Source organism: Aliivibrio logei (assembly GCF_001691055.1).
In the GTDB taxonomy this organism is placed as follows: Bacteria; Pseudomonadota; Gammaproteobacteria; order Enterobacterales; family Vibrionaceae; genus Aliivibrio; species Aliivibrio salmonicida.
In genome coordinates this window covers 910,812-935,165 of the sequence record NZ_MAJU01000008.1, presented here as the reverse complement: position 1 = coordinate 935,165, position 24,354 = coordinate 910,812, and the positions used below count along the sequence as shown (strand labels likewise).

Below are 24,354 nucleotides of genomic sequence, written 5' to 3'. Positions count from 1 at the left end.
AAATACGACAAATCGATATTTTTAATTTAAGTTGTTGTTTTTAAATAACTATATTTCCATGTCGCATTTGTCCTATATTTGTGTCATTTTTGACGTCAATTCTATGCATATTTAAATTAACGTTATTGACGTTTTTTTTGAAGCAGTATCACAATCTTATTTTCAATTAAAAATCGTTATTTATAGGATTTTTGTCAATTTACTGAAAAAAATTGATTTAGCGCAAGATAAAAGTAACAGTTAGTTATAAAATGAAACGAAATAATAATGATTCTCACTATCGTGGAGCTTTGAATGAATTTAGCGCAATTAGAAAGCGGTAAAAAAGCCGTTGTAACAGACATGTCTTTATTACCAACGGATACAAGAAAGAAATTAATGGTAATGGGAATGCTGCCACATACTGAAATTTCTATATTGCGTAAGGCTCCAATGGGTGATCCGTTACAGATCAGTGTAAGAGGTACTTCTCTTGCCATTCGTAAAAATCTAGCAGAACAGATTACAGTTAAGGAATTATAAAATGCAATATCAGGTATTAACTGTAGGAAATCCAAACAGCGGTAAAACAACCTTATTTAATGGATTAACAGGCGCAAAGCAACAAGTTGGTAATTGGGCTGGTGTTACGGTCGAGAAGAAAACAGGTAAATATATCTGTTCTGGCGATGAATTTTTATTAACGGATTTACCGGGTATCTATGCGCTGGATAGTGGTAATGATGTAAACAGTCTTGATGAAACAATTGCCTCACGCGCCGTGCTTACTCATGATGCCGACGTTATTATTAATGTGGTTGATGCGTCGTGCTTAGAGCGCAGTTTATACATGACATTGCAGTTACGTGAATTGGGTCGACCAATGATTGTTGTGCTAAACAAGATGGATGTACTAAAGCGTCAACGACAAGTATTAGATATCAAGGGATTAGAAAAAACGCTAGGTTGCCCAGTTTTAGCTCTTTCTGCGAATAATAATGGTCAAGTACATAAGTTTAAAGAAAAACTGCATAAGTCCATTGCCCAAGGCATTAAAATGGCACCGCTTGAATTGTCGTATGGTGATAGAGTTGAAGCGGCAATAAAAGAAGCGTCTCATTTATTCTCAAGTAAATACGCATCAAGTCGTTCTTTAGCGATCAGAGCATTAGAGAATGATGCGTTAGTGTTAAATACATTAGAAGCTGATAAACGAAATGCGATTGCTAACATTGCGAATGTCTTAACGACCGAAGTTGAAGCGGATTTCCATATTGCAGATTGTCGATATACTTTTCTACATCAGCTATGCCAAAAGTTACGTCGTCAAGAAGGTGGACTGAGCCACAGTGTTAGTGAAAAAATAGACACCGTGATATTAAATAAATGGGTAGGTATCCCATTTTTCTTTTTCGTTATGTATCTCATGTTTATGTTTTCTATCAATATAGGCAGCGCATTTATCGATTTCTTTGATATTGGCGTTGGCGCATTGCTAGTTGATGGCGGACACTATTTATTAGATGGACACTTACCGGTTTGGTTAGTCACATTAATTGCAAATGGTGTTGGTGGTGGTATTCAAACTGTTGCAACATTTATTCCTGTTATCGGTTGTTTATACCTATTTTTATCTTTGCTTGAAAGCTCAGGCTACATGGCTCGTGCTGCTTTTGTTCTTGATAAAGTAATGCAAAAAATTGGTTTACCTGGTAAAGCGTTTGTTCCTTTAGTGCTTGGTTTTGGTTGTAACGTTCCTGCCATTATGGCAACTCGAACGTTAGAGCAGGAGCGTGAACGTAAACTAGCGGCTTCAATGGCGCCATTTATGTCATGTGGTGCACGCTTGCCTGTTTATGCGTTGTTTGCTGCGGCATTCTTTCCAGAAAATGGACAAAATGTTGTGTTTGGTTTGTACTTTTTAGGTATTTTAGCCGCTGTATTTACCGGTTTACTGCTAAAACATACTATCTATCCAGGTCGTAGTGATACGTTCATTATGGAAATTCCTGATTATGAATTTCCAACGGTACGTAACATCATGATTAAAACATGGCAGAAGTTGAAGCGCTTTGTTCTTGGTGCTGGTAAAACTATTGTTGTAGTAGTGACTATTTTAAGCTTCTTTAACTCATTGGGTATGGATGGTTCATTTGGTAACGAAGACAGTGAAAACTCTGTGTTATCAAAAGCAGCTCAAATTGTGACTCCAGTATTAGCGCCAATTGGTATTCAAGAAGACAACTGGCCTGCAACCGTCGGTATTATCACGGGTATTTTTGCTAAAGAAGCGGTTGTGGGTACATTAAACAGCTTATATGCTGATCCTGCAGGAGATGACGCTGAATTTAATCTTATGGCGAGCCTTGAAGAAGCCGTAATGTCGATCCCTGAGAACTTAACGGGTCTTAGTTATTCAGATCCATTAGGGGTTGAAGTAGGGGATTTAACGGACAGTGCGGCAGTCGCGGCAGACCAAGGTGTAGAACGCTCTATCTTTGGTAACTTACAAACGTATTTTGTAACGAGTGCAAGTGCAATGGCGTATTTAATCTTTATCTTGTTATATACACCATGCGTTGCTGCAATGGGGGCTTACATGCGTGAATTTGGTCGTCAATATTCTTATTTTATCGCTGGTTGGACGATGTTGTTGGCTTATGTGTCTTCGACATTATTTTACCAAATTGCAAATTTCTCTAATGCTCCAATGACAAGCAGTATGTGGATTGCGATTTCACTAGCTGCAATGGCTGTGACTTATTTAGCGTTGAAGAGAAAGAGTCGAGAGGTTGAAAACCAAGAGGCGGCATTAGTATGATACTCACTGAGCTTAAGCAATATATTGATGAAGAGGGTCGGGTAGAAAGACTGACCCTAGCGAAAAAGTTCAGTATGAGTGAAGATGGTGTTGATGCAATGCTTGAGCTATGGGTAAAAAAAGGAAAGTTAACCCGTGAATTAATCGGTTGCGATAAAACACAATGCTGTCAAGACGCTGAACGTGTTTGGTATCGGCCAGTTTATAAAGATGAGTTAATGACAACTTATATAAGATAGTCGCCTAATTAACATTAGCGTGATAAATAAAAACGAGAGCCAATTGGTTCTCGTTTTTTTATGGGCGAAAGGGAAAGAGGGACGAGACATTAGGGACTCGTCCCTGTTTTAAGCACAAAAAAAGACACGCAATTTTCATCGCGTGTCTTTCTATTTTCGTTAACTAAGTCTTAATTACTAAGGTGTAAAATTAGTTAATTACTTTTTCAGCTTTTTCTGCTTCTTCAGCTTGAGACGCTTGGATAGCCGTTAGTGCTACTGTGTAAACGATATCGTCTACTAGAGCGCCACGAGACAAGTCATTTACAGGCTTGCGCATACCTTGAAGCATTGGACCGATAGATACTAGGTCAGCAGAACGTTGAACCGCTTTGTACGTTGTATTACCAGTGTTTAGGTCAGGGAATACAAATACAGTTGCTTTACCAGCAACAGGAGAATTAGGCGCTTTAGAAGCGGCTACATTTTCCATGATAGCAGCATCGTACTGAAGAGGACCATCGATGATCAGATCAGGACGTTTTGCTTGAGCAAGTTTGGTTGCTTCACGTACTTTATCAACGTCTGCACCCTTACCAGATTCACCAGTAGAGTAAGAGATCATTGCAACGCGAGGGTCGATACCAAATGCCGCTGCAGAGTCAGCAGATTGGATAGCGATTTCAGCAAGTTGCTCAGCGGTTGGATCAGGGTTGATCGCACAGTCACCGTATACAAGTACTTGATCAGGCAGAAGCATGAAGAAGATAGAAGATACGATAGAAGCATCAGGGGCTGTTTTGATGATTTGGAATGGAGGAACAATCGTGTTTGCTGTGGTATGAACCGCACCAGAAACAAGACCGTCAACTTCACCCGCTTCAAGCATCATAGTACCAAGGAATACCGAATCTTTTAGTTTCTCACGAGCCACAACTTCAGTCATGCCTTTCGCGCCACGTAACTCAACTAAACGAGCAACGTATTTTTCACGTACAGATTCAGAATCGATGATCTCAACGCCTGCGCCAAGTTCAACACCTTGTTGTGCTGCAACACGACGGATCTCTTCAGGATTACCAAGAAGAACACAAGTCGCGATACCACGCTCAGAACAGATAGCCGCGGCTTTAACTGTACGAGGTTCATCACCTTCAGGAAGGACGATACGCTTAGCCGCTTTACGAGCAAATTCAGTTAACTGGTAACGGAACGCTGGTGGGCTCAGACGACGGATGCCTTCAGTACCTTCAGATAGTGAATCAATCCAAGGGCCATCAATGTGGCTAGCAACGTGTTCGTTAACAAACTCAATACGCTCTTTATCATCTGCAGGAACTTCAAGGCTGAAGCTTTGTAGATTTAGAGAAGTCTGCCAAGTGTTACCTTGAGCCGTGAAGATTGGAAGACCAGCATCTAGTGCAGGCTTACAAAGATCAGCGATTGATTGTGGAATTTCGTAACCACCAGTTAGTAAGATAGCACCGATTTCAACGCCGTTCATTGCAGCAAGACATGCAGCAACGATAACGTCAGGACGGTCGGCAGAAGTTACTAATAGAGAACCTGGTTTGAAGTGCTCAATCATGTGCGGTAGAGAACGTGCACAGAAAGTGATGCTCTTAATGCGACGAGTCGCGATTTCACCTTCGTTGATGATTTCAGCATTAAGGTGCTTAGCCATATCGATAGCACGCGTAGCGATTAGATCGATTTTCCAAGGCACACAACCAAGAACACGAATAGGACTAGAGTTGAAGATTTGCATTACTTCAAGATTAGTCTTAGTCGTTGCATCTGCATCATCAAAGATTTCAGATAGGTCTGGGCGAGTACGACCGGCTTCATCAACAGGCGCATTAAGCTTGTTGATGATAACACCAGCGATTTGTTTGTTTTTAGTGCCGCCGAAGTTAGAACATGCTACTTCGATACGCTCTTTAAGTTGAGAAGGGTTGTCTGTACCAGGAGTCGCTACAAATACAATCTCAGCGCCCAGAGTTTTTGCAATTTCACCATTTAATTGGTTAGCAAATGGGTGCTTACGAGTAGGAACAAGACCTTCGATAAGCGTCACATCAGTATCTTCACTGATAGACTTATAACGAGCAACGATTTCTTCTAAAAGAACATCAGTTTGATCGTTACGTAGAAGTTCTTCTGCACGAGAAACTGTTGTAGGTTCTGCTGCTTTAATATCGCTGCTGCTAGTCACAATTGACGTAGTTAGATCAGGTTGATCACCACCGTGACGAGGTTGAGAGATAGGTTTGTAAAAAGAAACGCTTACGCCTTTACGTTCCATAGAACGTAAAACACCCAAACTTGCGCTAGTTAGACCAACACCAGCACTGATTGGAACAAGCATAATAGTACGAGACATGGAAGATTCCTCTAAACTATTGGGGCAAGAGACTTTATTTAAAGAATAAAGCCATAGAAAGAAAAAAGGCTAACCTAGTGGCTAGCCTTTTAGGAGAGATTATAGACCAGTTAGTTTAGCTGTGTCTTCTGCGATTACTAGCTCTTCGTTAGTAGAGATAACCATAGCAGGAACGCGGCTGTTTGCTGTAGTGATAGTACCTTCACCACCAAAACGTGCTTTAAGGTTTGCTTCGTTATCAACTTCGATACCGAAAATACCTAAACGGTTAAGAACCATTTCACGGATTGGAGCAGAGTTTTCACCGATGCCGCCAGTGAAAGTGATTGCGTCTAGACGACCTTCTAGAGTTGCTGTGTAGCCTGCAACGTATTTAGCTAGACGGTGACAGAATACATCCATCGCACGAGTTGCTTCTTCTTTTTCACCGTAGTTGTCTTCAACAAAACGACAGTCAGAAGTCACTTGAGTTAGACCTTGTAGGCCAGACTCTTTAGTTAGCATCGTGTTGATTTGTTCAACAGAGTAACCTAGTGCGTCATGTAGGTGGAAAATGATCGCAGGATCGATATCACCACAACGAGTACCCATTACTAGACCTTCAAGAGGAGTAAGACCCATAGAAGTATCTACAGATTGACCGTTCTTGATTGCACATACAGATGCGCCGTTACCTAGGTGACAGTTGATGATGTTTACTTCTTCAACTGGCTTGTTTAATAGGCCAGCAACTTCACGAGTGATGAACAGGTGAGAAGTACCGTGCATACCGTAACGACGAATACCGTGATCTGTGTATAGGTTGTATGGTAGAGCGTATAGGTAAGACTCTTCAGGCATTGTTTGGTGGAATGCAGTATCAAACACAGCAACGTTTTGAAGTTCAGGGAAGTTGTGTTTAGCCGCTTCGATACCAATGATGTGAGCAGGGTTATGAAGAGGTGCAAAAGTTGCAGCGTCTTGAATACCTTTAAGCACTTCGTCAGTGATAAGAGCAGATGAAGTGAATTGCTCACCACCGTGTACGATACGGTGACCGATTGCGCCTAGGTTAGCTTTAAGCTCTGGCTTAGAAGCAAGAATAGATTCAACCATAAACGATAGAGCTTCTTCGTGAGCAGCACCTTCACCTAGTTGAGCTTCGTGCTTGCCATCAAGTTTCCACTTAATACGCGCTTCAGGAAGACCAAGACACTCAGCAAGACCAGTTAAGTGCTCTGCACCAGATTCTGCGTCAATAACCGCAAATTTAAGAGAAGAACTACCGCAGTTTAAAACTAAAACCAGCTTAGACATGTATAAATACCTATTTATTCATCAGTAATTAAGCTATATCGCAACGATATAGCATGACAAATGTAGTGAGTTAACGAAAAATCCCACATTTGTACAAAAAAATTAGCTATCCTTAGAAAGAGCATTACAGCAGTCCTTGCCGATTTATCCTTTTTTAGCTTATAGTAGAACTACAGCAAAAGATAAATCAGTGCATAGGATAACGATTGTGCGCTAAGATAACAAAAATATTTTAAGATAATATTAATTCTAATCAAGTTTATTCTGTATTTTTTTGAATGATTAAACTTTTGTTTAGTTATCGGAGGGGGCAAAATGAGTGATAACGGCTTTTTATTCCGATTTAAAGATGGTCAGACGTATATGGATACGTGGCCTGAACGTAAAGAGTTAGCACCGATGTTCCCTGAACAGCGAGTGATTAAGGCAACTAAATTTGCTGTTAAAGTGATGCCAGCAGTCGCTGTGATCAGCGTATTGACTCAAATGGTGTTTAATAATTCAGCGGCGTTACCACAATCCATCATTATTGCACTCTTTGCTATTAGTATGCCTTTGCAAGGGTTTTGGTGGTTAGGTAATCGAGCGAATACTAAATTGCCACCAGCATTAGTAAATTGGTACAGAGAGCTTTATCAAAAAATTATCGAATCCGGGGCGGCATTAGAGCCACTTAAACAGAGACCTCGATATAAAGATCTTGCGAATATTTTGAATAAAGCGTTTAAACAACTAGATAAAACAGCATTAGAACGTTGGTTTTAATACTTTATTACAATAAATCTAGAAATAAAAAAAAGGAGCTAATTAGCTCCTTTTTTTGATCTTATGGTTTAGATAAAGATTACATACGCTCTAGCGTTTCAATACCTAATAGATCTAGACCTTGTTTGATTGTCTTAGCCGTTAATGCAGCTAACTTCAGGCGGCTTTGCTTAACTGTTTCATCTTCGTTGTTAAGGATAGGGCACGCTTCGTAGAAGCTAGAGAACTGGCCAGCAAGTTCAAATAAGTACGCACACATTAAGTGAGGTTGACCTTCACTTGCTACTGCTTGTACTGCTTCTTCAAACTGCATTAATTTAGTAATTAATGCTTTCTCTTTCTCATCAGTGATCTTAACTTCGCCAGCTAGATTATCCATCGATAGGTCTGCTTTGCTGAAGATAGATGCTACACGAGTGTAAGCATATTGCATATAAGGGGCAGTATTACCTTCAAAGGCAAGCATGTTGTCCCAATCAAAGATGTAATCGGTTGTACGGTGCTTAGAAAGATCTGAGTACTTCACGGCAGCCATTGCGACGGTCGTTGCAATTTTTGCTTTTTCTTCAGTTGATAGATCTTTGTTTTTCTCTTCGATCAGTGCAATTGCGCGTTGCTCTGCTTCATCAAGAAGATCAGCAAGACGAACGGTACCACCTGCACGAGTTTTAAATGGGCGACCATCTTTACCTAGCATCATGCCAAACGCATGGTGCTCTAAAGAAACACTCTCAGGAACATAACCCGCTTTACGAACGATAGTCCACGCTTGCATCAGATGTTGATGCTGACGTGAATCGATGAAGTAAAGTACGCGATCTGCGTTCAGTTCTTCGAAACGGTATTTAGCACAAGCAATATCTGTTGTTGTGTAAAGGAAACCACCATCACGTTTTTGAACGATAACACCCATTGGGTCGCCATCTTTGTTCTTGTATTCGTCAAGGTAAACAACTTGAGCGCCATCACTTTCTACTGCTAGGCCTTTTTCTTGAAGATCCGCAACAATAGGTGCAAGCATGCTGTTATACATACTTTCGCCCATCACGTTATCACGAGTTAATGATACATTTAGACGGTCATAATTACGTTGGTTTTGAACCATTGTAACGTCGACTAATTTTTTCCACATGTCTGCACAGAAAGCGTCACCACCTTGAAGTTTAACAACGTAACCACGGGCTGTTACGGCAAACTCTTCATCTTCGTCGTACAGTTTTTTAGATTCACGGTAGAAACCTTCAAGATCAGACAGTTCCATAGAAACTTCGCCTTTCTCTTTTTGGATGCGCTCAAGGTTTGCGATAAGCATACCAAATTGAGTACCCCAGTCACCGATGTGGTTAGCACGAGTCACGTTGTGGCCTAAAAACTCAAGAGTACGAACAACAGCGTCACCAATGATGGTTGAACGAAGGTGACCTACGTGCATTTCTTTAGCAACGTTTGGTGCTGAGTAATCGGCTACGATATTTTGTTTGGTTTCTAGTGCTACGCCTAGACGTTCGTCAGCTAAAGCTGCTTCTGCTTGCTTAGCTAGAAATTCTTCAGACAAGAAAATGTTAATGAAGCCAGGGCCTGCAATTTCAGTTTTGCTAGCGATGCCATCAAGATCTAAAACATCCAGTACTTTCTGAGCAAATTCTCGCGGGTTTGTACCTAGTTGCTTAGCTACGCCCATTACGCCGTTAGCTTGGTAGTCACCAAATTGAGCTTTTGCAGATTGACGAACGGCGGCAGGGCTGCCCGCTGGCGCGCCGGCTGCTTCTAACGCTTGAGAAACTTTGTCGTTAATAAGTGATTGAATATTCAAAGAGTTATCCTTCATATCGCTGTTAAACAGGAATGCTGTTGCATGGAAAGCAAAATAGTCGCTAATAATAGCAATAAAATAGGGGATATTTAATAGTTTCTGCTATTTTTTCTTAAGAGTCTAAACATCAAGTAAAGAGGTTGCTACAATTCGGTTTCTCTTCTTCAATCGTTAGGTTGCTCTCATGTCATCACTATTATTAAAAGAACAACAATTAGAGCCTCAGCAGTTAATTTGTGTGTTACCTGCTTTTATGGATAAAATTCAAGTCTTGTTGAATGTTCTGGGTTTGGATTTAACCGAATATCAAGCGGATCATATTGCTTTGCGAATTAATGATCGCGACGTTGCTCAAGCAGCGCATCAAATGTGGCTGAAACAGGCAACAGAATGGTCAAATAACGAGATTAATGGTCGTCCAATTATCGCTTTAGGTTTTAATCAACCTTTAGAGAGTCGTGGATGGTCTATTGAATGTTTAGAATTACCTTATCCTGGAGAGAAAACTTACCCTCAACAAGGGTGGGAGCATATTGAATGGGTAATACCGTGTGAGGTTAATTCTCAAGAAGAATTTCTGACTTACTTATTTTCTATATTTCCTATACTTAAAGAAAAATGGTCAGAATTGGCGTCTTTGGGTGTAAAAGTAAAGCAGAGTTGTCCATCTGGTGAAGCAGAACGAATTGCAAATTATACCGTGGCTTTTAAGTATCAAGGGGTATGTATTAAATTGCATCCACACAGTTTGAAAGCAGTGATAGAGAGCGAACAAGCCTAATCATTACTTATTAAATCAAAATAAAAAAGGCAGTCTATTTTTAGACTGCCTTTTTGTTTTTACGACTTTTAAGCTTGTGTTGAGGTTATTTAGTTACAGGTTTACATAGTTCAGCAATAACTTTCAAACGACGTTCTGGTTCTGCGACAAACGGGTTTTCTTCATCCCATGCATAGCCTGCTAAAATGGCACAGATCATTTGTTTAATCTTAGGGTTTGGATCGTCATGAAAAATAACGTCCTGAAATGATCCTTCATACCATCCTTCCACATAGCAACGGAATGTATTTACGCCCTTCATTAGTTTGTCTGAATAATCAACTTGCCAATCAACCTCTTCTTGGTTGAATTGCTTAATTAATAAATCAGCGGCTAACTCTGCTGATTTCATCGCGATGGTTACGCCAGAAGAGAACACTGGGTCAAGAAACTCGCCAGCGTTACCTAATAAAGCAAAATTACGATCAAATAGCTTAGAGACATTCGCAGAGTAACCCATAATTTGACCGGATGGATTTGGGTATTCAGCCGCAGCCAGTAGCTGTTTAAGATTACTGTCTTCAGTCGCTAATTTTTTTAATGCTTCAATATTATCTTCAGGATATAGGTCGAAGAACTCAGGTTCACCAACGACACCAAAAGAGCAGGTTCCATTACTGAATGGAATTAACCAATACCACACCTGCGTATTGGTTGGATGTACAGAGATAAGGATTTTATTTCTGTCATAGTTAACATCAGTAATATTGTCATTAATGTGAGTGAAAATAGCTTTTCGTGGTGGAAGACAAGAAGGTTCTTCAAGATCTAGTAGTTTTGGTAATACACGTCCAAATCCACTTGCATCTAAGACAAAATTGGCTTCAACTTGATAAGGGTTACCATCAGCATCTAAAACAGAAAGTAGCGCTTTAGGTTGAGAAATATCAACATCGGTAATTTCGTGTTGGTAACGAATTTCAACCCCTTGCTCTTGGGCGCTATCAGCTAAAACTTTATCAAAATTACCACGTTGAACTTGAAAGGTTGTTCCAGCACCGTCTGAAAATTTGTCCGTAAAATCAAAGGAAGTAAACGTGCCGTTAAAATGAAATGCTGCGCCATTTTTGTATTGAAAAGAGGCATTTTTTACTGCATCAAGCATGCCTGCTTTTTTGATTGATTCCATGCAAGCAGGAAGTAAACTCTCGCCAATAGAAAAACGAGGAAAAGTGGATTTTTCTAGTACGATACAATCGATATTGTGCTTTTTAAGCAACGCAGCAGCAATAGACCCTGATGGGCCTGCACCAATAATGGCAACGTGGGTTGATTGTGGTGTAGACACAGAAATTCCTCATTCATGCAGGTGTATTACCACCTGCCATTGTTTTATTTTTTAATAGGGATGTTGCTATGGTTTAAGCGTTATTTGGCTTTAAGTTCAAGTAGAGTATGACCTAATCCAATATTATTCGTTTGTTCCGCAACAATGAATCCAGCTTCGCTAATGATCTCTAAGAAATCACCGCAACGATAAAAACGACTGTTTCCGTTTGCTAAACAAGTAAAGTATAGCGATGTTGCATTTAAACTGTATGACGCAGCATCGTACTTTTGAGCATCCCAAAACAGCTCAAGAATATAGACTTTAGCATCGATGGACATAGCGGCACGAACACGCTTAAGAATGCTTAATATTTCCATTGGAGAGAAGCAATCTAGAAATTGGCTCATCCACCAGACATCAGCACCTTGAGGTAATGGCAGTGTTTTATCTAACATATTAGTAGGATGGCCGTTAATACGGTCGGCAAAGCCTTGCTGTTCTGCGTTTTTTAACGCCATTTCAATTTGCTGTGGTAAATCGATAATCGTAACGTTAACGTCAGAATCGTATTTACAACACTCTAAAGCCCATTTCCCTGTATTGCCGCCAATATCAAACAAACGTTGAGGTTTTTGGCTCAATACTTTTTCTAATAATATTGGGAATGAACGGTCAGAATAGAAGTGATCAAACTTAAACCAGCTTTCTTTTGCTTTCTCTGGTAAACGAGACAATCCTTCATAGATTGTAGGCCAATCACCAAGCTCTTTTAAGCCTGCTGGCGTTCCTTCTTTTATTGATTCCGTTAAATGCATCATCGCGGCATAGCATACATCTGCCGTGAAATCTAAATTGGCGTTTGTCATGCCATCATGCAATAAAAAGTGACCTAAATTGGCTTGAATATAATTAGGTTCATTCCACGTGACAATATGAGCACTTAACGCCATATCCAATAGTACTTTGACACCATATTCAGAGATACCAGTGTTTTCTGACAATTGTTGTGCGTTTAATCCTAGGTTTCCTGCCTTGTCTAATGCGGCAAGAATACCTAAATCTCTCAATGTACGAGCAGTATGAAAAACGATAGGAGCAAAAGAGAGTTTTTGAGCTTCAGTTTTTGCTTCTAAGGCATTAAAAGGGTCATTAGTATATTGGGTCACAAAATTGGCCATATTATTAGAAAGTAAATGGATCATATCAGCTGTATCGGTGTAAACCTTGTTCAAAAGCAAGAAATGACAGATATGAATTAGGTATCAATAGATTAGTCGATAATTTTTGAAACGACATTATCTTTAAATTGAACTTTAAACGTATTAAATCGGCTTTTCCAATATAACCATTCGTTGCCGTCTAAACTCGGTGTTCTGTGCTTTGGTGGGAAGCCGATCGCATATTCTACTGCTTCTTTTGTCATGCCTTCTTTAACAATACCGTCTTTGATACCTTGTTGGTCTAAAGTGCTTAACGCATTTACTTTTGAGGTATTACATTCAGTACCAAAATAATGGCTTAAGTATGCTGTGAAGTCAGGGGAGGATTTGTGTTTATCTAAGGTATATTGTTGGTCGGATGATTTGACTTTGAAGGTCAATCGCTTGCTATTTAGGCTAATAATATCGACTTGAGAGCAAAGTGGAATTAAGCCATCTTGTTGGTAATTAACAGAATAAAGTTTAAGACGATTTGAATCAGGGTGTAGATTGACTAATGTATAAACTGGTTTTGTCGTGTGAGATAAATCTTCACCTGTTGTTTTGTCAGTTAGTGGGATAACGCTAGCACAACTACTTAATAATAATGCACTTATTGTCAGTAATATTGATTTCTTAAATGACATATATAACCCTTATTTATGCATCTATTTATATGTTTACCGTATGCTTTGCCGCTTTTGTATTTGCGCCAAGTCACTGAATTCATATATCCTATACGACTATAGTTACAAATTGTAATGTTTTTACTATTAGATGGGCATCATGGCATACGCAAATTTTAATATAATCGACTGGCACGCAATTTCGACTGGATTAGAAAATCGAAGTGATTGGCTTCTATGGTCAGAAAGTGATTTTACTTGGCCAGAAGACGGTAAAATACCGGTTGATAAAATTCCTGCGATGGCTCGACGTCGAATGAGTTCATTGAGTAAATTAGCGGTTCAAACTGCCTTAACGCTCTCTGAACATAATTCGATAGATTATTTGGTTTTTGCAAGCCGTCATGGTGAATTAACCAGAACCACGACATTACTTGAAGATATTTTAAAAGGAGAAGATGCTTCTCCAATGGCGTTCTCTCAATCGGTTCATAATACGGCCTCTGGTTTATTTACGATCAGTGCCAAAAAACCAATTCCGGTGACCTCTATTGCCGCCGGAGAAAATACCTTTCACTCAGCATTAGTTGAAGCCGCAGCCTATCTTTATGAAAATCCAGACCATAATGTATTAGTGGTGGATTTTGATGAACCGACGTCTTCCCATTATAAAGAATTTGAAACTGACACTTATCAAGGCTACGCATTAGGGTTGATATTAAGCAGTGGACAAGATATTTCGATTGCATGGAACAATAAACCATCAATCAGTTCTTCATCCTTGCCTCATGGGTTGCAATGTATTGCTAACTTAGTAGGATCAAAGGATAAGTGGAATGTTGACAGTAAATCAACTCAATGGACATGGACGCGTATTAAGTAGAATGACAGTACTCTCACGAATAGATAAATATTGGCGAATTATAGCGACGGGAATTTGTTTTTCGTTGTTTGGTATTGGTGCTCTTTGTTTAACTTTTGTGATATTTCCGACACTGACGTTTACGGCTAAAAACGCCAAACAACGTGAAATACGTGTGCAGTTGATCATTCAACGTAGCTTTCTTCTTTTTTGTAAAACAATGCATTATAGCCGAGCCATTAAATACCAATTTGATGGTGCTGAATTGTTACGAGAAGACCATAATTGTTTAATTGTCGCAAATCATCCTAGCTTAATTGATTATGTTTTAATTGCTTCACAATTACCGCAGTGTGACTGTATTGTTAAGGCGGCTTTATGGCATAATCCCTTTATACGTGGGATTGTGAGGGCCGCTGGCTACATTCCAAATCGTGAACCCGAAGTGTTTTTAGATGATTGTTCAGAAAAACTCAATTCAGGAAATATTTTACTCGTCTTTCCTGAAGGGACAAGAACAACGCCTGGCGTTCAATCAAAATTACAGCGAGGTGCTGCTCAAATAGCAGTACGCAGTGAAAGTGATGTTCGAATTGTACATATTAGTGTGGCACCAAGCTTTTTGACGAAAGAAGCAAAATGGTATGAAGTCCCTGATGTGCGTCCATTCTTTCATGTCCAAGTAAAAGAGAAGGTTACGATCGCCTCTTTTATTGAAGAAGCTGATTCATTGCCATCAGCCGCTCGAAATTTTAATCGATTTTTAGATACAGCTTTGTATCCAATAAATGAATTTAACTCATCAAACGAAAAAAAGTAGGTCATTGATGGAAGCATTACACAACGAACTTAAATTATTAATCATTGAAGCATTAAATCTAGAAGATATTTCAGTGGATGATATTGAAACAGAAGCCCCTTTGTTTGGCGATGGCTTAGGTCTAGATTCAATTGATGCGTTAGAATTGGGGTTAGCTATTAAGAAAAAATACAACTTAGTGTTAGATGCTGATGATACCAATACACGTGAACATTTTGCATCAGTGGCTAATTTAGCGGCTTACATTACTGAAAATAAGGCGTAGAAACTAAAATGACTGATGTGAATAAAGAACAAGTATTAGAGCAAGTGACGTCTGCGCTGGTTGAGTTATTTGAAATTGATGCCGCTGACATTACGTTGGATGCTAAATTATATACCGATCTGGACTTAGACAGTATTGATGCGGTTGATTTGGTTGTCCACTTGCAAAAAGTGACAGGCAAAAAGATTAAACCAGAAGAATTTAAAGAAGTTCGTACTGTCGAAGACGTTGTTAATTCAGTCGCTGCACTTTTAAAATAATGCGTTGGCTGACGGTATTGTCAGCCATTGCACTGCTTGCCTATCCGCTAGCGGTTTACTACGGTCTTCACTTTGGTGGAATTACGACAGTAGCAGGCGTGCTAGCGGTGTTGTTTTTAGTGCGAATGGTTGGTGGAAAACAAGTTCCGATTAAAGAGCTAAAATACATAGCGATGATCAGTGGAGCGGCAGGGATAATACTTGCGGGTTTAGGCTGGATATTTCGATCTGAAGGGTGGTTTACTTTTTATCCTGTGATCGTCAATGTCGTCATGTTTTGTGTCTTCTTTTGGACTTTATTTCAACCTCAAAGCATGATTGAACGTTTTGCTCGTCTTCAAGAGCCTGAGCTACCACAAAGCGGTATTGAATACACAAGAACAGTGACGAAAATTTGGTGTGTATTTTTTGTTATTAACGGCTCTATTTCTCTCACAACTTGTTTTTTAGAGATGAAAGTATGGATGCTGTATAACGGTTTTATTAGTTATTTGCTTATTGGAACATTATTTGTGAGTGAGTGGTTAGTTCGCCAATGGATAAAGAGAAAAGAAGCATGACCTACACATCACTTTCCCATCTGACATTACAATCTAATGCCTTTCATTCCGTGTGTTTTGATGAGCAACATAACGTTACTGGTTATGAAAAATTTCAACAAGACGTTCAAATTTTCAGTGCGTATTTAAGCGATAAACCTCAGAAAAAATGGGCGCTGTGTTTTGAAAATAGCTATGCTTTTTCTGTGGCGTTTATGGCATTGGCTCATGCGGGTAAGCATCTTATTTTACCGGGAAATCATCAGCCCGCGGCCTTGGCTGAATTGGCTCAACATTTTGATGCGTTATTGCATGATGACATTATTGAAACGATGCCTTGTGAGATCCATATTAACTACAATGCTGTAGATTTATCGATTCAACATACAGAAATACTATCGCCTCTTTCTTTGTGTGATATACCGTTAACGCTGTTTACATCGGGCTCAACCGATACCCCTAAACCCATTAATAAGACCCTGCAATTATTGGATAATGAAATACAACAATTAGAATTGTTGTGGGGTGAAAAAGTCAAAGACTCGGAATGTTATAGCACCGTTTCTCATCAACATATTTATGGCTTATTGTTCCGAGTTCTGTGGCCATTGTGTTCAGGACGCGCGTTTAGCCAAACAAATTTCATTTATCCTGAGCAAATTTTATCTCATCACTCATCACAGCCAAAGACCTTGGTTTGTAGTCCCGCGTTATTAAAACGTCTTATTGACCATGAAGGCTATAATGAGTATCAGGTGGTATTTTCTTCGGGTGGCCCATTAGCGATCGAAGGCGCGGATCAAAGTGAGGCTAAATTATCATCACGACCATTTGAAGTGTATGGCAGTACAGAAACGGGTGGGGTGGGTTATCGCCAGCAAACCGAATCCAGTTCATTGTGGACGTTTTTTCCGTCTCATCAAGCGCGCTTGAATATTGAGCATTGTTTGGAATTACTGTCTCCATTCATTGATGACACACTATGGTACCCAACGAGCGATTACTGCGATTTGCTTGAAAATGGTCAATTTATATTGAAAGGCCGAGTTGATCGAGTCATTAAAATTGAAGAAAAGCGTCTTTCATTAACGGAAGTTGAGAAACGTTTAACACAGTTAATGTGGATAGATGACGCCGCCGTTATTCCGATGGAAGAAGAAAAACGCACTGTTTTAGGTGCTGTTATTGTGCTTTCTGACGCTGGGAACGAATTAATGCAACAGGGGTCAAAAGGGAAGTTTTGGCTCAAATTACGCTCTGAACTGAGAGAATGGTTAGAACCTGTAGGGATCCCTAGACGATTCAGAGCGGTAGATGAAGTTCCATTAAATAGCCAAAGTAAACGCCAAATGCGTGATTTACAGCAGCTGTTTAATGACATTAATGATTAAAAGAAGTACTCATGACAAAACGTAAGCCGACAATTCTGTCCACCGAAGTCGTCATTCAAGATGATGCGCATTCAAGTGTCGTTATTACGATGAAAATAGACGCCGATATTTTGGATTTTACTGGGCACTTCCCTGGTCATCCCTTATTACCAGGGGTGACTCAGGTTGATTGGGCCGTTTATTATGGTCAAGTGTATTTGAACGCGAATTCCGTGTTTAAAGGGATGGAAGTACTCAAGTTTCAAGAACCAATTTTACCAAATACAGAAGTAATATTGGATTTAAAGTGGGTGAAAGAAACAGAAAAACTGTATTTTTCATTTACATCACATCAGAGTGATAGCATTCATAAACATTCTTCTGGCCGAATTCTATTAGGGCAATAAAAATGACTACTTTCCGTCCTTGTTTTTTAATTCCGTGCTACAACCATGGTGAAACTGTTCCAAAGGTTGTTGATGCATTGAGTTCATTCAATTATCCAATTTTAATTGTTGATGATGGTAGTGAAAACGAAACAAAGAAAATTTTAATGAAAGTAGCAGAAGACAATGCTTCTGTAACCTTGATTACGTTAAGTAAAAATCAAGGGAAAGGCGGAGCCGTTATCGCGGGTATTGAAGCCGCTTATCAACAAAGCTTCAGTCATACCATTCAAATTGATGCCGATGGTCAGCATGATTTAGCCGCATTACCTCAATTGATTAAAGAATCCCAGCTGCATCCAACGGCATTGATTTCAGGGCAACCTGTTTATGATGAGTCCGTTCCTAAATCTCGTTTATATGGCCGTTATGTCACTCATGTTTGGGTATGGATAGAAACGCTGTCTTTCTCTATTAAAGACAGCATGTGTGGCTTTCGCTCGTATCCAGTAGGTCCAACCATTAATGTTCTCGAACGAACGGTTATCGGTCGTCGCATGGATTTTGATACTGAGATCATGGTGCGAATGTACTGGAATGATACTGATATCCGTTTCATTAATACTCGTGTTATTTACCCTGAAAATGGGATCTCTCACTTTGATGCGCTGTGGGATAACGTAAACATTAGCTGGATGCATACCAAACTGTTTTTTGGCATGTTGCCACGTATCCCTTCATTACTAAAACGTAAACCGGTTCAAAGCGACCATTGGTCTGCTCATGCAGAACGTGGCACCATTCTCGGAATGCAGTTGCTGTTGTGGGTTTATTCTACTTTTGGGCGAAGTGTTTTCTCATTATTGCTAAAACCGGTTATGGCGTATTACTACTTGCGTGGTGGTCCCGTAAAACAAGCATCTGATGATTATATTCAGCAAGTTGAAGCGTATGCAAGAGTGAAAGGGATCGTGTTACCTGAAAAATTATCTCCTTATCGTCATCTTATTTCCTTTGGTGAGACGATGTTAGATAAGCTTGCGGCGTGGCGCGGAGACTTTTCAGACAAAAATTTAACGGTTCATGGGGTAGAGCATTACGAAGAATTATTTAACAGAGAAAAAGGCATTGTCATGCTTGGATCTCATTTAGGTAATCTAGAATTATGTCGTGCACTCAGTCGTCGACACAAGGATCTTAAAATTAATGCGTTGGTTTTCACTGAACATGCCGAACGTTTTAATGCCGTAATGAAAGCCGTTAATCCTCAATCTGAAGTCAACGTGATTCAAGTGGGTAAAATGGGGCCAGACACCGCTATTTTACTGCAACAAAAAATTGATGCCGGTGAATGGATAGTGATTGTGGGTGACAGAACGTCGGTCACAAAAGAAGATCGTGTCATTTGGGCTGATTTCTTAGGCAAACCAGCCCCCTTTCCTCAAGGGCCATTTATGTTGGCCTCAATTTTAAAACAACCCGTTTATTTAATGTTTGGACTACGTGATGATACACAAAAAGAACCTCGTTTTGATGTGTATTTTGAACCGTTTTCAGAACAAATTATATTACCTCGTGGACAGCGAGAAGAGGCTTTAGAAGAAGTCGTGCAAAACTATGCTCAACGCTTAGAGCATTTCACACTGAAAGCACCATCACAATGGTATAACTTTTTTAATTTTTGGCAGTTAACTGGAAAGAAAGATGACAACTAATTCAATTACATTTGGTAAAGGACGTCTGACGATTGAAGACGTTGTTGAGATCGCAAATGGTGCAGATGCACAACTTAATAATTCCGATGCATTCACTGCCAAAATTGATCGTGGTGTAGAATTTTTAGAACGTCTTTTACGAGAAGAAGGCGTTATTTATGGCGTAACAACAGGGTATGGGGATTCTTGTACTGTTGCTATTCCAATGGATTTAGTGGATGAACTGCCACTGCATTTAACTCGTTTTCATGGTTGTGGCTTGGGCGAGAACCTTGACGAACAACAGTCACGTGCAGTATTAGCGACACGTTTGTGTTCATTATCTCAGGGTGTATCCGGCGTAACTCACGATTTATTAAACCAAATTGTGACGCTAATTAATCACGGTGTTTCACCTCGTATTCCTCAAGAAGGATCGGTGGGTGCAAGCGGTGACTTAACGCCATTATCTTATCTTGCGGCTACTTTAATCGGTGAACGTGAAGTTATTTATAAAGGCGAAATCCGTCCAACGGCAGACGTGTTTAAAGCGTTGAATATTAAGCCAATTAAGCTAAAGCCAAAAGAAGGTTTAGCATTAATGAATGGTACGTCAGTAATGACAGCACTTGCTTGTTTAGCTTACAAACGTGCTGAATATTTAGCGCAAATGGCGACTAAAATTACCGCCATGGTGTCTGTGGGTATGCAAGGTAATGACTTCCATTTTGATGAAGCGTTATTTGCGGTTAAACCGCATCCAGGTCAGCAACAAATTGCGGCATGGTTACGTTCTGATTTGCATAATGAAACACCACCAAGAAACAGTGATCGTCTGCAAGATCGCTATTCACTGCGTTGTGCTCCTCATGTTATTGGTGTACTTCAAGATAGCCTGCCTTTCTTACGTCAAATGATTGAGAATGAGTTAAACAGTGCCAATGATAATCCAATTATCGATGGTGATAATGAACGCGTTCTGCATGGTGGACATTTTTACGGCGGCCATATCGCAATGGCGATGGACATGCTAAAAACAGCGGTTGCGAATATTGCGGATCTACTGGATCGCCAAATGGCGCAGTTAATGGACTATAAGTTCAATAACGGCTTACCATTTAACTTAACGGGTGCAACAGGCGCACGTAAACCGATTAACCACGGGTTTAAAGCCGTACAAATCGGCATTTCAGCGTGGACAGCAGAAGCGCTTAAGGGCACGATGCCTGCGAGTGTATTCTCACGTTCAACTGAATGTCATAACCAAGATAAAGTAAGCATGGGCACCATTGCATCACGCGATTGTTTACGTGTTCTACAGCTGACAGAACAAGTGACATCAGCGTCATTACTTGCCGCAACTCAAGCATTAGTCTTACGTGAAAGACAAGGTGAATTGAGTGATAAAGAACTGAGCGTTGAGTTAAAAACCATGCGTGATGCGGTATTGTCTGAGTTTGAATTTGTGAATGAAGATCGACCGTTAGAACATGATTTACGTAACTTTATCGAAAAAATTCAACAACAACATTGGACACTTTATTAATGTCAAACCCTGTGATTAACACGGATGGATCATCAACGTTGAACGTATTGAGTTCAGAGGTGTTGATCACAACGGCTTTTCAAGATGCAGACCCGATGGGCATCATTTACCATGGAAACTATTTTCGATTTTTTGAGACGGCACGCCATGAACTGTTGAAAAAAATTGGTTATAGCTACAATGATATGGTTGAGTCAGGTTATGTCTGGCCAATCATTGATGTCGGTGTTCGTTATGTAAAATCAATTCGTTATGATCATACCATTCGAGTTGTTGCCACATTAACGGAGTGGGAAAATCGAATGCGTGTGAATTATGTTATTTACGATGCCGAATCAGGGGTGCGTATGACAAAAGGACACACGATGCAGGTAGCCGTCAGTATTGAAAGCGATGAGATGTGTTTTGTTTCACCTCATGTATTTACCGATAAAGTAGAGGCTTACCATAATGGGTAACAGAGTGAATAGAAAAACAGCTTGGATAGCGGCATTGTTTTTATTATTTAGTGTGAATAGCTTTGCATTTAGTGTCGATGATTTACAGCAACAATTATCTCAATCAACACTGGTTCGTGGTGAGTTTAGTCAAGTCAGAACCATGCAGATGTTTAACCACCCTTTAAGTACGTCAGGCACTTTTTTGTTAGAACATGATAAAGGGTTACTTTGGCAACAAAACACACCATTTCCAATTTATTTAACGCTAACAAAGAATAAGTTACGCCAATCGATTAATGGGGAATCTCAGGTTATGAATGATTCTGAAAACCCAATGGCGTTTTATTTTACTCGTTTATTTCTGTCCTTATTCAAAGGTGACACTAAAGCGATTCAAGAAAATTTCACAATGACATTAACAGGCTCAAAAGAAGGGTGGATTTTATTGTTAACCCCGAAATCTGCACCGATTAACAGTGTGTTTGAAACGATTAAAATTGAAGGCGGTTTGTATTTGAATCGTGTTGTTTTAAGAGAAGTCCGTGGTGACGTTACTGAGATGATATTTTCAAACCAATCATCAACACCTAGTGTATTAACAGAAGAAGAGTTACGTGCCTTTACTTTCTAATTGTATGAAATCGGCCTTAATGAAACCACGACAACTTGCTGTCGGTTGGTTATTGGTATTGAGTGTGATTACAGGGTTGTTTGGTTATCAATGGTACTCAAAAGGTGCCTTTCCTATTGAAACTAATATCCTGGCGCTTCTGCCTGATAATCAACAAGATAAGGTGGCTCAGCAGGCTTTTGATAGCATTGCTGACACCATGAGCGACAAAGTGGTGTTTGTTGTTAACCAAACCAAGAATAATGATAAACAACTGTTTGACGCAGTGGATCAGTTTTCTCATCAACTTTCAGACTTACCTTTGTTTGATTCTGTTACGGCTACCATCAGTGAAAATCAACAACAAGCGTGGGGGAAATATTACTTTCCTGCTCGTGCTCAGTTGTTAACGGAAAAGCAAAAAGAGCAGTTAACAACGGCACCAGATCAACAAGTCCAAAAGGTATTACAAGCACTGTACAATCCATTTTCTGGAGTCACGGGTGCTGAGTTAGAAAATGATCCTTTTTTATTATTTCGAGATTTCTTATCAGGGTTAACTCAGAGTTCGGGTCATTTTCAAATCGAAAATGGGTATTTGACGGTTAAATCCGATCAAGCAAAGTACGTGGTGATCACCGCTGATCTTGCTGGATCTTCTTACCAATTGTCATTACAACAACAATTGCCGCAGCTTGTCGAGTTAGAGCAAACTATTCAACAGGCTTTTTCAGTAGAGATACAACATACTGGTGTTATTTTTTATGCTGCTCATGGCACTGAAAGTGCTAAAAGCGAAATAAGTACCATTGGTCTTGGCTCTTTGATTGGTATTCTTGTTTTAATTCTATTGGTTTATCGCAGTACGTTACCACTCACTTTGGCTTTATTGTCTATCTCGACAGGTCTTTTTTGTGCGTATGTTTTGACGATTTGGCTCTTTGGTTCCATTCATTTATTCAGTTTAGTGTTTGGTGCAAGCCTGATTGGGGTATCCATTGATTATGCTTTTCATTTTTTAACGGATCGCTTAAATGCGGGTAATAAATGGAATTCAACGAAAGGAATACAACAACTTTTTCCTGCAATAACGCTTGGCTTGATTACGAGCTTAGTGGGTTATTTAGGGATGCTTGTTGCACCATTCCCCGGCTTACAACAGTTATCACTATTTTCTGCGATTGGATTAACTGCGGCGTATTTCACCGTCGTGTGTTGGTATCCGTTATTGGCCACGAAGCCAAATAAATACCAAGTTATTCCCGCTCAACGCGCATTGGGTCAATGGTTATTGGTATGGCGTCAGCCGTTAATCAGAATCGTTCTTCCTTTGAGTTTGTTGGTGGCTTCTGGCTTTGGTGTATATAAAGCACAATACGACGATGATATTCGACAACTGCAAGCATTGCCTCAAGTGCTTCAGCAGCAAGAAAGAGAGATAAAAGCCATCACGGGTGTTGGTGGATCTCAACAATTACTCTTGGTTCGAGCGGATACAGAAGAAGAGTTATTACAGAAGTTAGAATCGGTTTCTAACCAACTTGAACAGAAAGCAAATTTTGGCGGTTTTCAAACGATAAGCCGGTATGTTCCATCAGAAAAAACACAGCGTGAGAATTATCAGCGAGTAAAAGCATTATATGCACAGCAAGCGGATAACTATCACACTGTGATACAGCAAAAAGTGCCATTGTTATTTTCTCAACCATTTACACCATTAACGATTGACGGTTTTCTCGCATCGCCTATTTCTGATACGGTGGGTTTTTTATGGCTTGGTAAGATAGACGATGTGGTGGCCTCGGTGATCACGTTTAATAAAGCGGTCGATAGCCAAGAGTTACACGCGTTTGCTGAGAAGCAAAATATAACGTACTTGAATAAAGCGGAAGAAATTTCGACGTTGTTTGGGCAATATCGTGAACGCATTACTGAATTGTTATTAATAGCCTACGGAGCCATTTTTTTATTACTGTTGCCTCGATATGGTTTAAAGCAAGGGTTCTTAATTGTGTTACCCCCCTTTATCGCTGGGTGTGCAGGGCTCGCTGTGACGGTATTTACGGGAGTGCCATTGAATTTATTTAACTTACTCGCGTTAATGTTGATCTTAGGAATAGGTATAGACTACACCTTATTTTTTGCTGAGCAGAATAAACAAGAAGACGACTCACATACCGAAAGTACTCTGTTGGCAATTTCGTTATCGGCGTTAACCACCATCCTTTCTTTTGGGTTGTTGGCGTTAAGTGAAACTCAAGCGATACACAGTTTTGGTATTACGGTACTGACGGGTATCATCGTGGCTTGGTTATTGGCACCCTTGAGCCAAAATATGAACCCACACAATAAAATTCGATAGGACAGAGTGA

Annotated in this window: 23 protein-coding genes; 17 read left to right on the top strand and 6 right to left on the bottom strand. The window is 39.9% G+C overall.

The features are described from left to right. Positions 1-294 precede the first annotated feature (294 nt). The 3 genes from A6E04_RS08385 to A6E04_RS08375 are packed head-to-tail and all read left to right on the top strand — an operon-like array spanning position 295 to position 3,039. On the top strand, positions 295-522 hold the full coding sequence (locus A6E04_RS08385; RefSeq protein ID WP_012550767.1) for a FeoA family protein: 228 nt from the start codon (positions 295-297) through the stop codon (positions 520-522). Position 523: 1 nt separating this feature from the next. Then, positions 524-2,800, top strand: a complete 2,277-nt coding sequence (gene feoB, locus A6E04_RS08380; RefSeq protein ID WP_017022086.1) for a Fe(2+) transporter permease subunit FeoB — start codon at positions 524-526, stop codon at positions 2,798-2,800. Continuing rightward, positions 2,797-3,039: a FeoC-like transcriptional regulator gene (locus A6E04_RS08375; protein WP_017022085.1), complete on the top strand. Its 243-nt coding sequence runs from the start codon at positions 2,797-2,799 to the stop codon at positions 3,037-3,039. Before feoB ends, A6E04_RS08375 begins: the two co-directional genes overlap by 4 nt. A gap of 190 nt (positions 3,040-3,229) precedes the next feature. Here A6E04_RS08375 and pta read toward each other — a convergent pair whose 3' ends face one another. Next, positions 3,230-5,401 carry a phosphate acetyltransferase gene (gene pta / locus A6E04_RS08370; protein ID WP_012550644.1) on the bottom strand — a complete coding sequence of 724 codons (2,172 nt, stop codon included), beginning with the start codon at positions 5,399-5,401 and terminating at the stop codon, positions 3,230-3,232. A gap of 99 nt (positions 5,402-5,500) precedes the next feature. Further along, complete coding sequence (locus A6E04_RS08365; RefSeq protein ID WP_012550643.1) at positions 5,501-6,697, bottom strand: acetate kinase; 1,197 nt, start codon at positions 6,695-6,697, stop codon at positions 5,501-5,503. A gap of 315 nt (positions 6,698-7,012) precedes the next feature. On the opposite strand from A6E04_RS08365, the gene yfbV reads away from it, so the two are divergent. Further along, the gene (gene yfbV / locus A6E04_RS08360; protein WP_012550642.1) at positions 7,013-7,462 is read left to right on the top strand and encodes a terminus macrodomain insulation protein YfbV; all 450 of its coding nucleotides are present in this window, start codon (positions 7,013-7,015) and stop codon (positions 7,460-7,462) included. Positions 7,463-7,541: 79 nt separating this feature from the next. Here yfbV and argS read toward each other — a convergent pair whose 3' ends face one another. Beyond that, positions 7,542-9,275 carry an arginine--tRNA ligase gene (gene argS, locus A6E04_RS08355; RefSeq protein ID WP_065610847.1) on the bottom strand — a complete coding sequence of 578 codons (1,734 nt, stop codon included), beginning with the start codon at positions 9,273-9,275 and terminating at the stop codon, positions 7,542-7,544. 184 nt (positions 9,276-9,459) lie between these two features. On the opposite strand from argS, the gene A6E04_RS08350 reads away from it, so the two are divergent. Then, the gene (locus A6E04_RS08350) at positions 9,460-10,056 is read left to right on the top strand and encodes a VOC family protein (RefSeq protein WP_065610845.1); all 597 of its coding nucleotides are present in this window, start codon (positions 9,460-9,462) and stop codon (positions 10,054-10,056) included. Between the two features lie 85 nt (positions 10,057-10,141). Here A6E04_RS08350 and A6E04_RS08345 read toward each other — a convergent pair whose 3' ends face one another. The 3 genes from A6E04_RS08345 to A6E04_RS08335 all read right to left on the bottom strand — a co-directional run bounded on the left by A6E04_RS08345 (position 10,142) and on the right by A6E04_RS08335 (position 13,211). Next, positions 10,142-11,383, bottom strand: coding sequence for an NAD(P)/FAD-dependent oxidoreductase (locus A6E04_RS08345; protein WP_017022082.1), 1,242 nt, complete (start codon positions 11,381-11,383; stop codon positions 10,142-10,144). Positions 11,384-11,463: 80 nt separating this feature from the next. Then, entirely contained in the window at positions 11,464-12,543 is a 1,080-nt protein-coding gene (locus A6E04_RS08340) for a methyltransferase (protein ID WP_220488638.1), read from the bottom strand. 92 nt (positions 12,544-12,635) lie between these two features. Beyond that, complete coding sequence (locus A6E04_RS08335; protein ID WP_017022080.1) at positions 12,636-13,211, bottom strand: hypothetical protein; 576 nt, start codon at positions 13,209-13,211, stop codon at positions 12,636-12,638. Positions 13,212-13,341: 130 nt separating this feature from the next. On the opposite strand from A6E04_RS08335, the gene A6E04_RS08330 reads away from it, so the two are divergent. The 12 genes from A6E04_RS08330 to A6E04_RS08275 are packed head-to-tail and all read left to right on the top strand — an operon-like array spanning position 13,342 to position 24,344. Next, on the top strand, positions 13,342-14,073 hold the full coding sequence (locus A6E04_RS08330) for a beta-ketoacyl synthase chain length factor (protein ID WP_017022079.1): 732 nt from the start codon (positions 13,342-13,344) through the stop codon (positions 14,071-14,073). Between the two features lies 1 nt (position 14,074). Further along, entirely contained in the window at positions 14,075-14,872 is a 798-nt protein-coding gene (locus tag A6E04_RS08325) for a lysophospholipid acyltransferase family protein (protein WP_017022078.1), read from the top strand. A 7-nt stretch (positions 14,873-14,879) separates the two neighbouring features. After that, on the top strand, positions 14,880-15,137 hold the full coding sequence (locus tag A6E04_RS08320) for a phosphopantetheine-binding protein (protein WP_012550634.1): 258 nt from the start codon (positions 14,880-14,882) through the stop codon (positions 15,135-15,137). 8 nt (positions 15,138-15,145) lie between these two features. Beyond that, entirely contained in the window at positions 15,146-15,397 is a 252-nt protein-coding gene (locus tag A6E04_RS08315; RefSeq protein WP_012550633.1) for an acyl carrier protein, read from the top strand. Beyond that, positions 15,397-15,957: a COG4648 family protein gene (locus tag A6E04_RS08310; RefSeq protein ID WP_017022077.1), complete on the top strand. Its 561-nt coding sequence runs from the start codon at positions 15,397-15,399 to the stop codon at positions 15,955-15,957. Before A6E04_RS08315 ends, A6E04_RS08310 begins: the two co-directional genes overlap by 1 nt. Beyond that, on the top strand, positions 15,954-17,327 hold the full coding sequence (locus A6E04_RS08305; RefSeq protein ID WP_065610843.1) for an AMP-binding protein: 1,374 nt from the start codon (positions 15,954-15,956) through the stop codon (positions 17,325-17,327). Before A6E04_RS08310 ends, A6E04_RS08305 begins: the two co-directional genes overlap by 4 nt. Positions 17,328-17,338: 11 nt before the next feature. Further along, the gene (locus tag A6E04_RS08300; protein WP_012550630.1) at positions 17,339-17,713 is read left to right on the top strand and encodes an ApeI family dehydratase; all 375 of its coding nucleotides are present in this window, start codon (positions 17,339-17,341) and stop codon (positions 17,711-17,713) included. 2 nt (positions 17,714-17,715) lie between these two features. After that, a complete protein-coding gene (locus A6E04_RS08295; protein WP_065610841.1) occupies positions 17,716-19,407 on the top strand; it encodes a glycosyltransferase family 2 protein in 1,692 nt (563 codons plus the stop codon). Beyond that, positions 19,397-20,932, top strand: a complete 1,536-nt coding sequence (locus tag A6E04_RS08290; RefSeq protein ID WP_065610839.1) for an HAL/PAL/TAL family ammonia-lyase — start codon at positions 19,397-19,399, stop codon at positions 20,930-20,932. Before A6E04_RS08295 ends, A6E04_RS08290 begins: the two co-directional genes overlap by 11 nt. After that, a complete protein-coding gene (locus A6E04_RS08285; RefSeq protein ID WP_017022074.1) occupies positions 20,932-21,390 on the top strand; it encodes an acyl-CoA thioesterase in 459 nt (152 codons plus the stop codon). The genes A6E04_RS08290 and A6E04_RS08285 overlap by 1 nt, the downstream gene beginning before the upstream one ends. A gap of 4 nt (positions 21,391-21,394) precedes the next feature. Continuing rightward, positions 21,395-22,003 carry a LolA family protein gene (locus A6E04_RS08280; protein ID WP_241802865.1) on the top strand — a complete coding sequence of 203 codons (609 nt, stop codon included), beginning with the start codon at positions 21,395-21,397 and terminating at the stop codon, positions 22,001-22,003. 19 nt (positions 22,004-22,022) lie between these two features. Continuing rightward, on the top strand, positions 22,023-24,344 hold the full coding sequence (locus tag A6E04_RS08275) for an MMPL family transporter (protein ID WP_244886260.1): 2,322 nt from the start codon (positions 22,023-22,025) through the stop codon (positions 24,342-24,344). The last annotated feature ends 10 nt before the right edge of the window (positions 24,345-24,354 follow it).

Bases quoted from the DNA above. Each gene is read 5' to 3' on its own strand.
- A6E04_RS08300 (WP_012550630.1), top strand. From the start codon at position 17,339: ATGACAAAACGTAAGCCGACAATTCTGTCCACCGAAGTCGTCATTCAA.
- A6E04_RS08350 (WP_065610845.1), top strand. From the start codon at position 9,460: ATGTCATCACTATTATTAAAAGAACAACAATTAGAGCCTCAGCAGTTA.
- A6E04_RS08275 (WP_244886260.1), top strand. From the start codon at position 22,023: ATGAAACCACGACAACTTGCTGTCGGTTGGTTATTGGTATTGAGTGTG.
- A6E04_RS08305 (WP_065610843.1), top strand. From the start codon at position 15,954: ATGACCTACACATCACTTTCCCATCTGACATTACAATCTAATGCCTTT.
- A6E04_RS08385 (WP_012550767.1), top strand. From the start codon at position 295: ATGAATTTAGCGCAATTAGAAAGCGGTAAAAAAGCCGTTGTAACAGAC.
- A6E04_RS08330 (WP_017022079.1), top strand. From the start codon at position 13,342: ATGGGCATCATGGCATACGCAAATTTTAATATAATCGACTGGCACGCA.
- A6E04_RS08365 (WP_012550643.1), bottom strand. From the start codon at position 6,697: ATGTCTAAGCTGGTTTTAGTTTTAAACTGCGGTAGTTCTTCTCTTAAA.
- A6E04_RS08320 (WP_012550634.1), top strand. From the start codon at position 14,880: ATGGAAGCATTACACAACGAACTTAAATTATTAATCATTGAAGCATTA.
- yfbV (WP_012550642.1), top strand. From the start codon at position 7,013: ATGAGTGATAACGGCTTTTTATTCCGATTTAAAGATGGTCAGACGTAT.
- A6E04_RS08285 (WP_017022074.1), top strand. From the start codon at position 20,932: ATGTCAAACCCTGTGATTAACACGGATGGATCATCAACGTTGAACGTA.
- A6E04_RS08375 (WP_017022085.1), top strand. From the start codon at position 2,797: ATGATACTCACTGAGCTTAAGCAATATATTGATGAAGAGGGTCGGGTA.
- A6E04_RS08335 (WP_017022080.1), bottom strand. From the start codon at position 13,211: ATGTCATTTAAGAAATCAATATTACTGACAATAAGTGCATTATTATTA.
- A6E04_RS08290 (WP_065610839.1), top strand. From the start codon at position 19,397: ATGACAACTAATTCAATTACATTTGGTAAAGGACGTCTGACGATTGAA.
- A6E04_RS08295 (WP_065610841.1), top strand. From the start codon at position 17,716: ATGACTACTTTCCGTCCTTGTTTTTTAATTCCGTGCTACAACCATGGT.
- A6E04_RS08340 (WP_220488638.1), bottom strand. From the start codon at position 12,543: ATGGCCAATTTTGTGACCCAATATACTAATGACCCTTTTAATGCCTTA.
- pta (WP_012550644.1), bottom strand. From the start codon at position 5,401: ATGTCTCGTACTATTATGCTTGTTCCAATCAGTGCTGGTGTTGGTCTA.
- A6E04_RS08315 (WP_012550633.1), top strand. From the start codon at position 15,146: ATGACTGATGTGAATAAAGAACAAGTATTAGAGCAAGTGACGTCTGCG.
- A6E04_RS08310 (WP_017022077.1), top strand. From the start codon at position 15,397: ATGCGTTGGCTGACGGTATTGTCAGCCATTGCACTGCTTGCCTATCCG.
- feoB (WP_017022086.1), top strand. From the start codon at position 524: ATGCAATATCAGGTATTAACTGTAGGAAATCCAAACAGCGGTAAAACA.
- A6E04_RS08325 (WP_017022078.1), top strand. From the start codon at position 14,075: ATGACAGTACTCTCACGAATAGATAAATATTGGCGAATTATAGCGACG.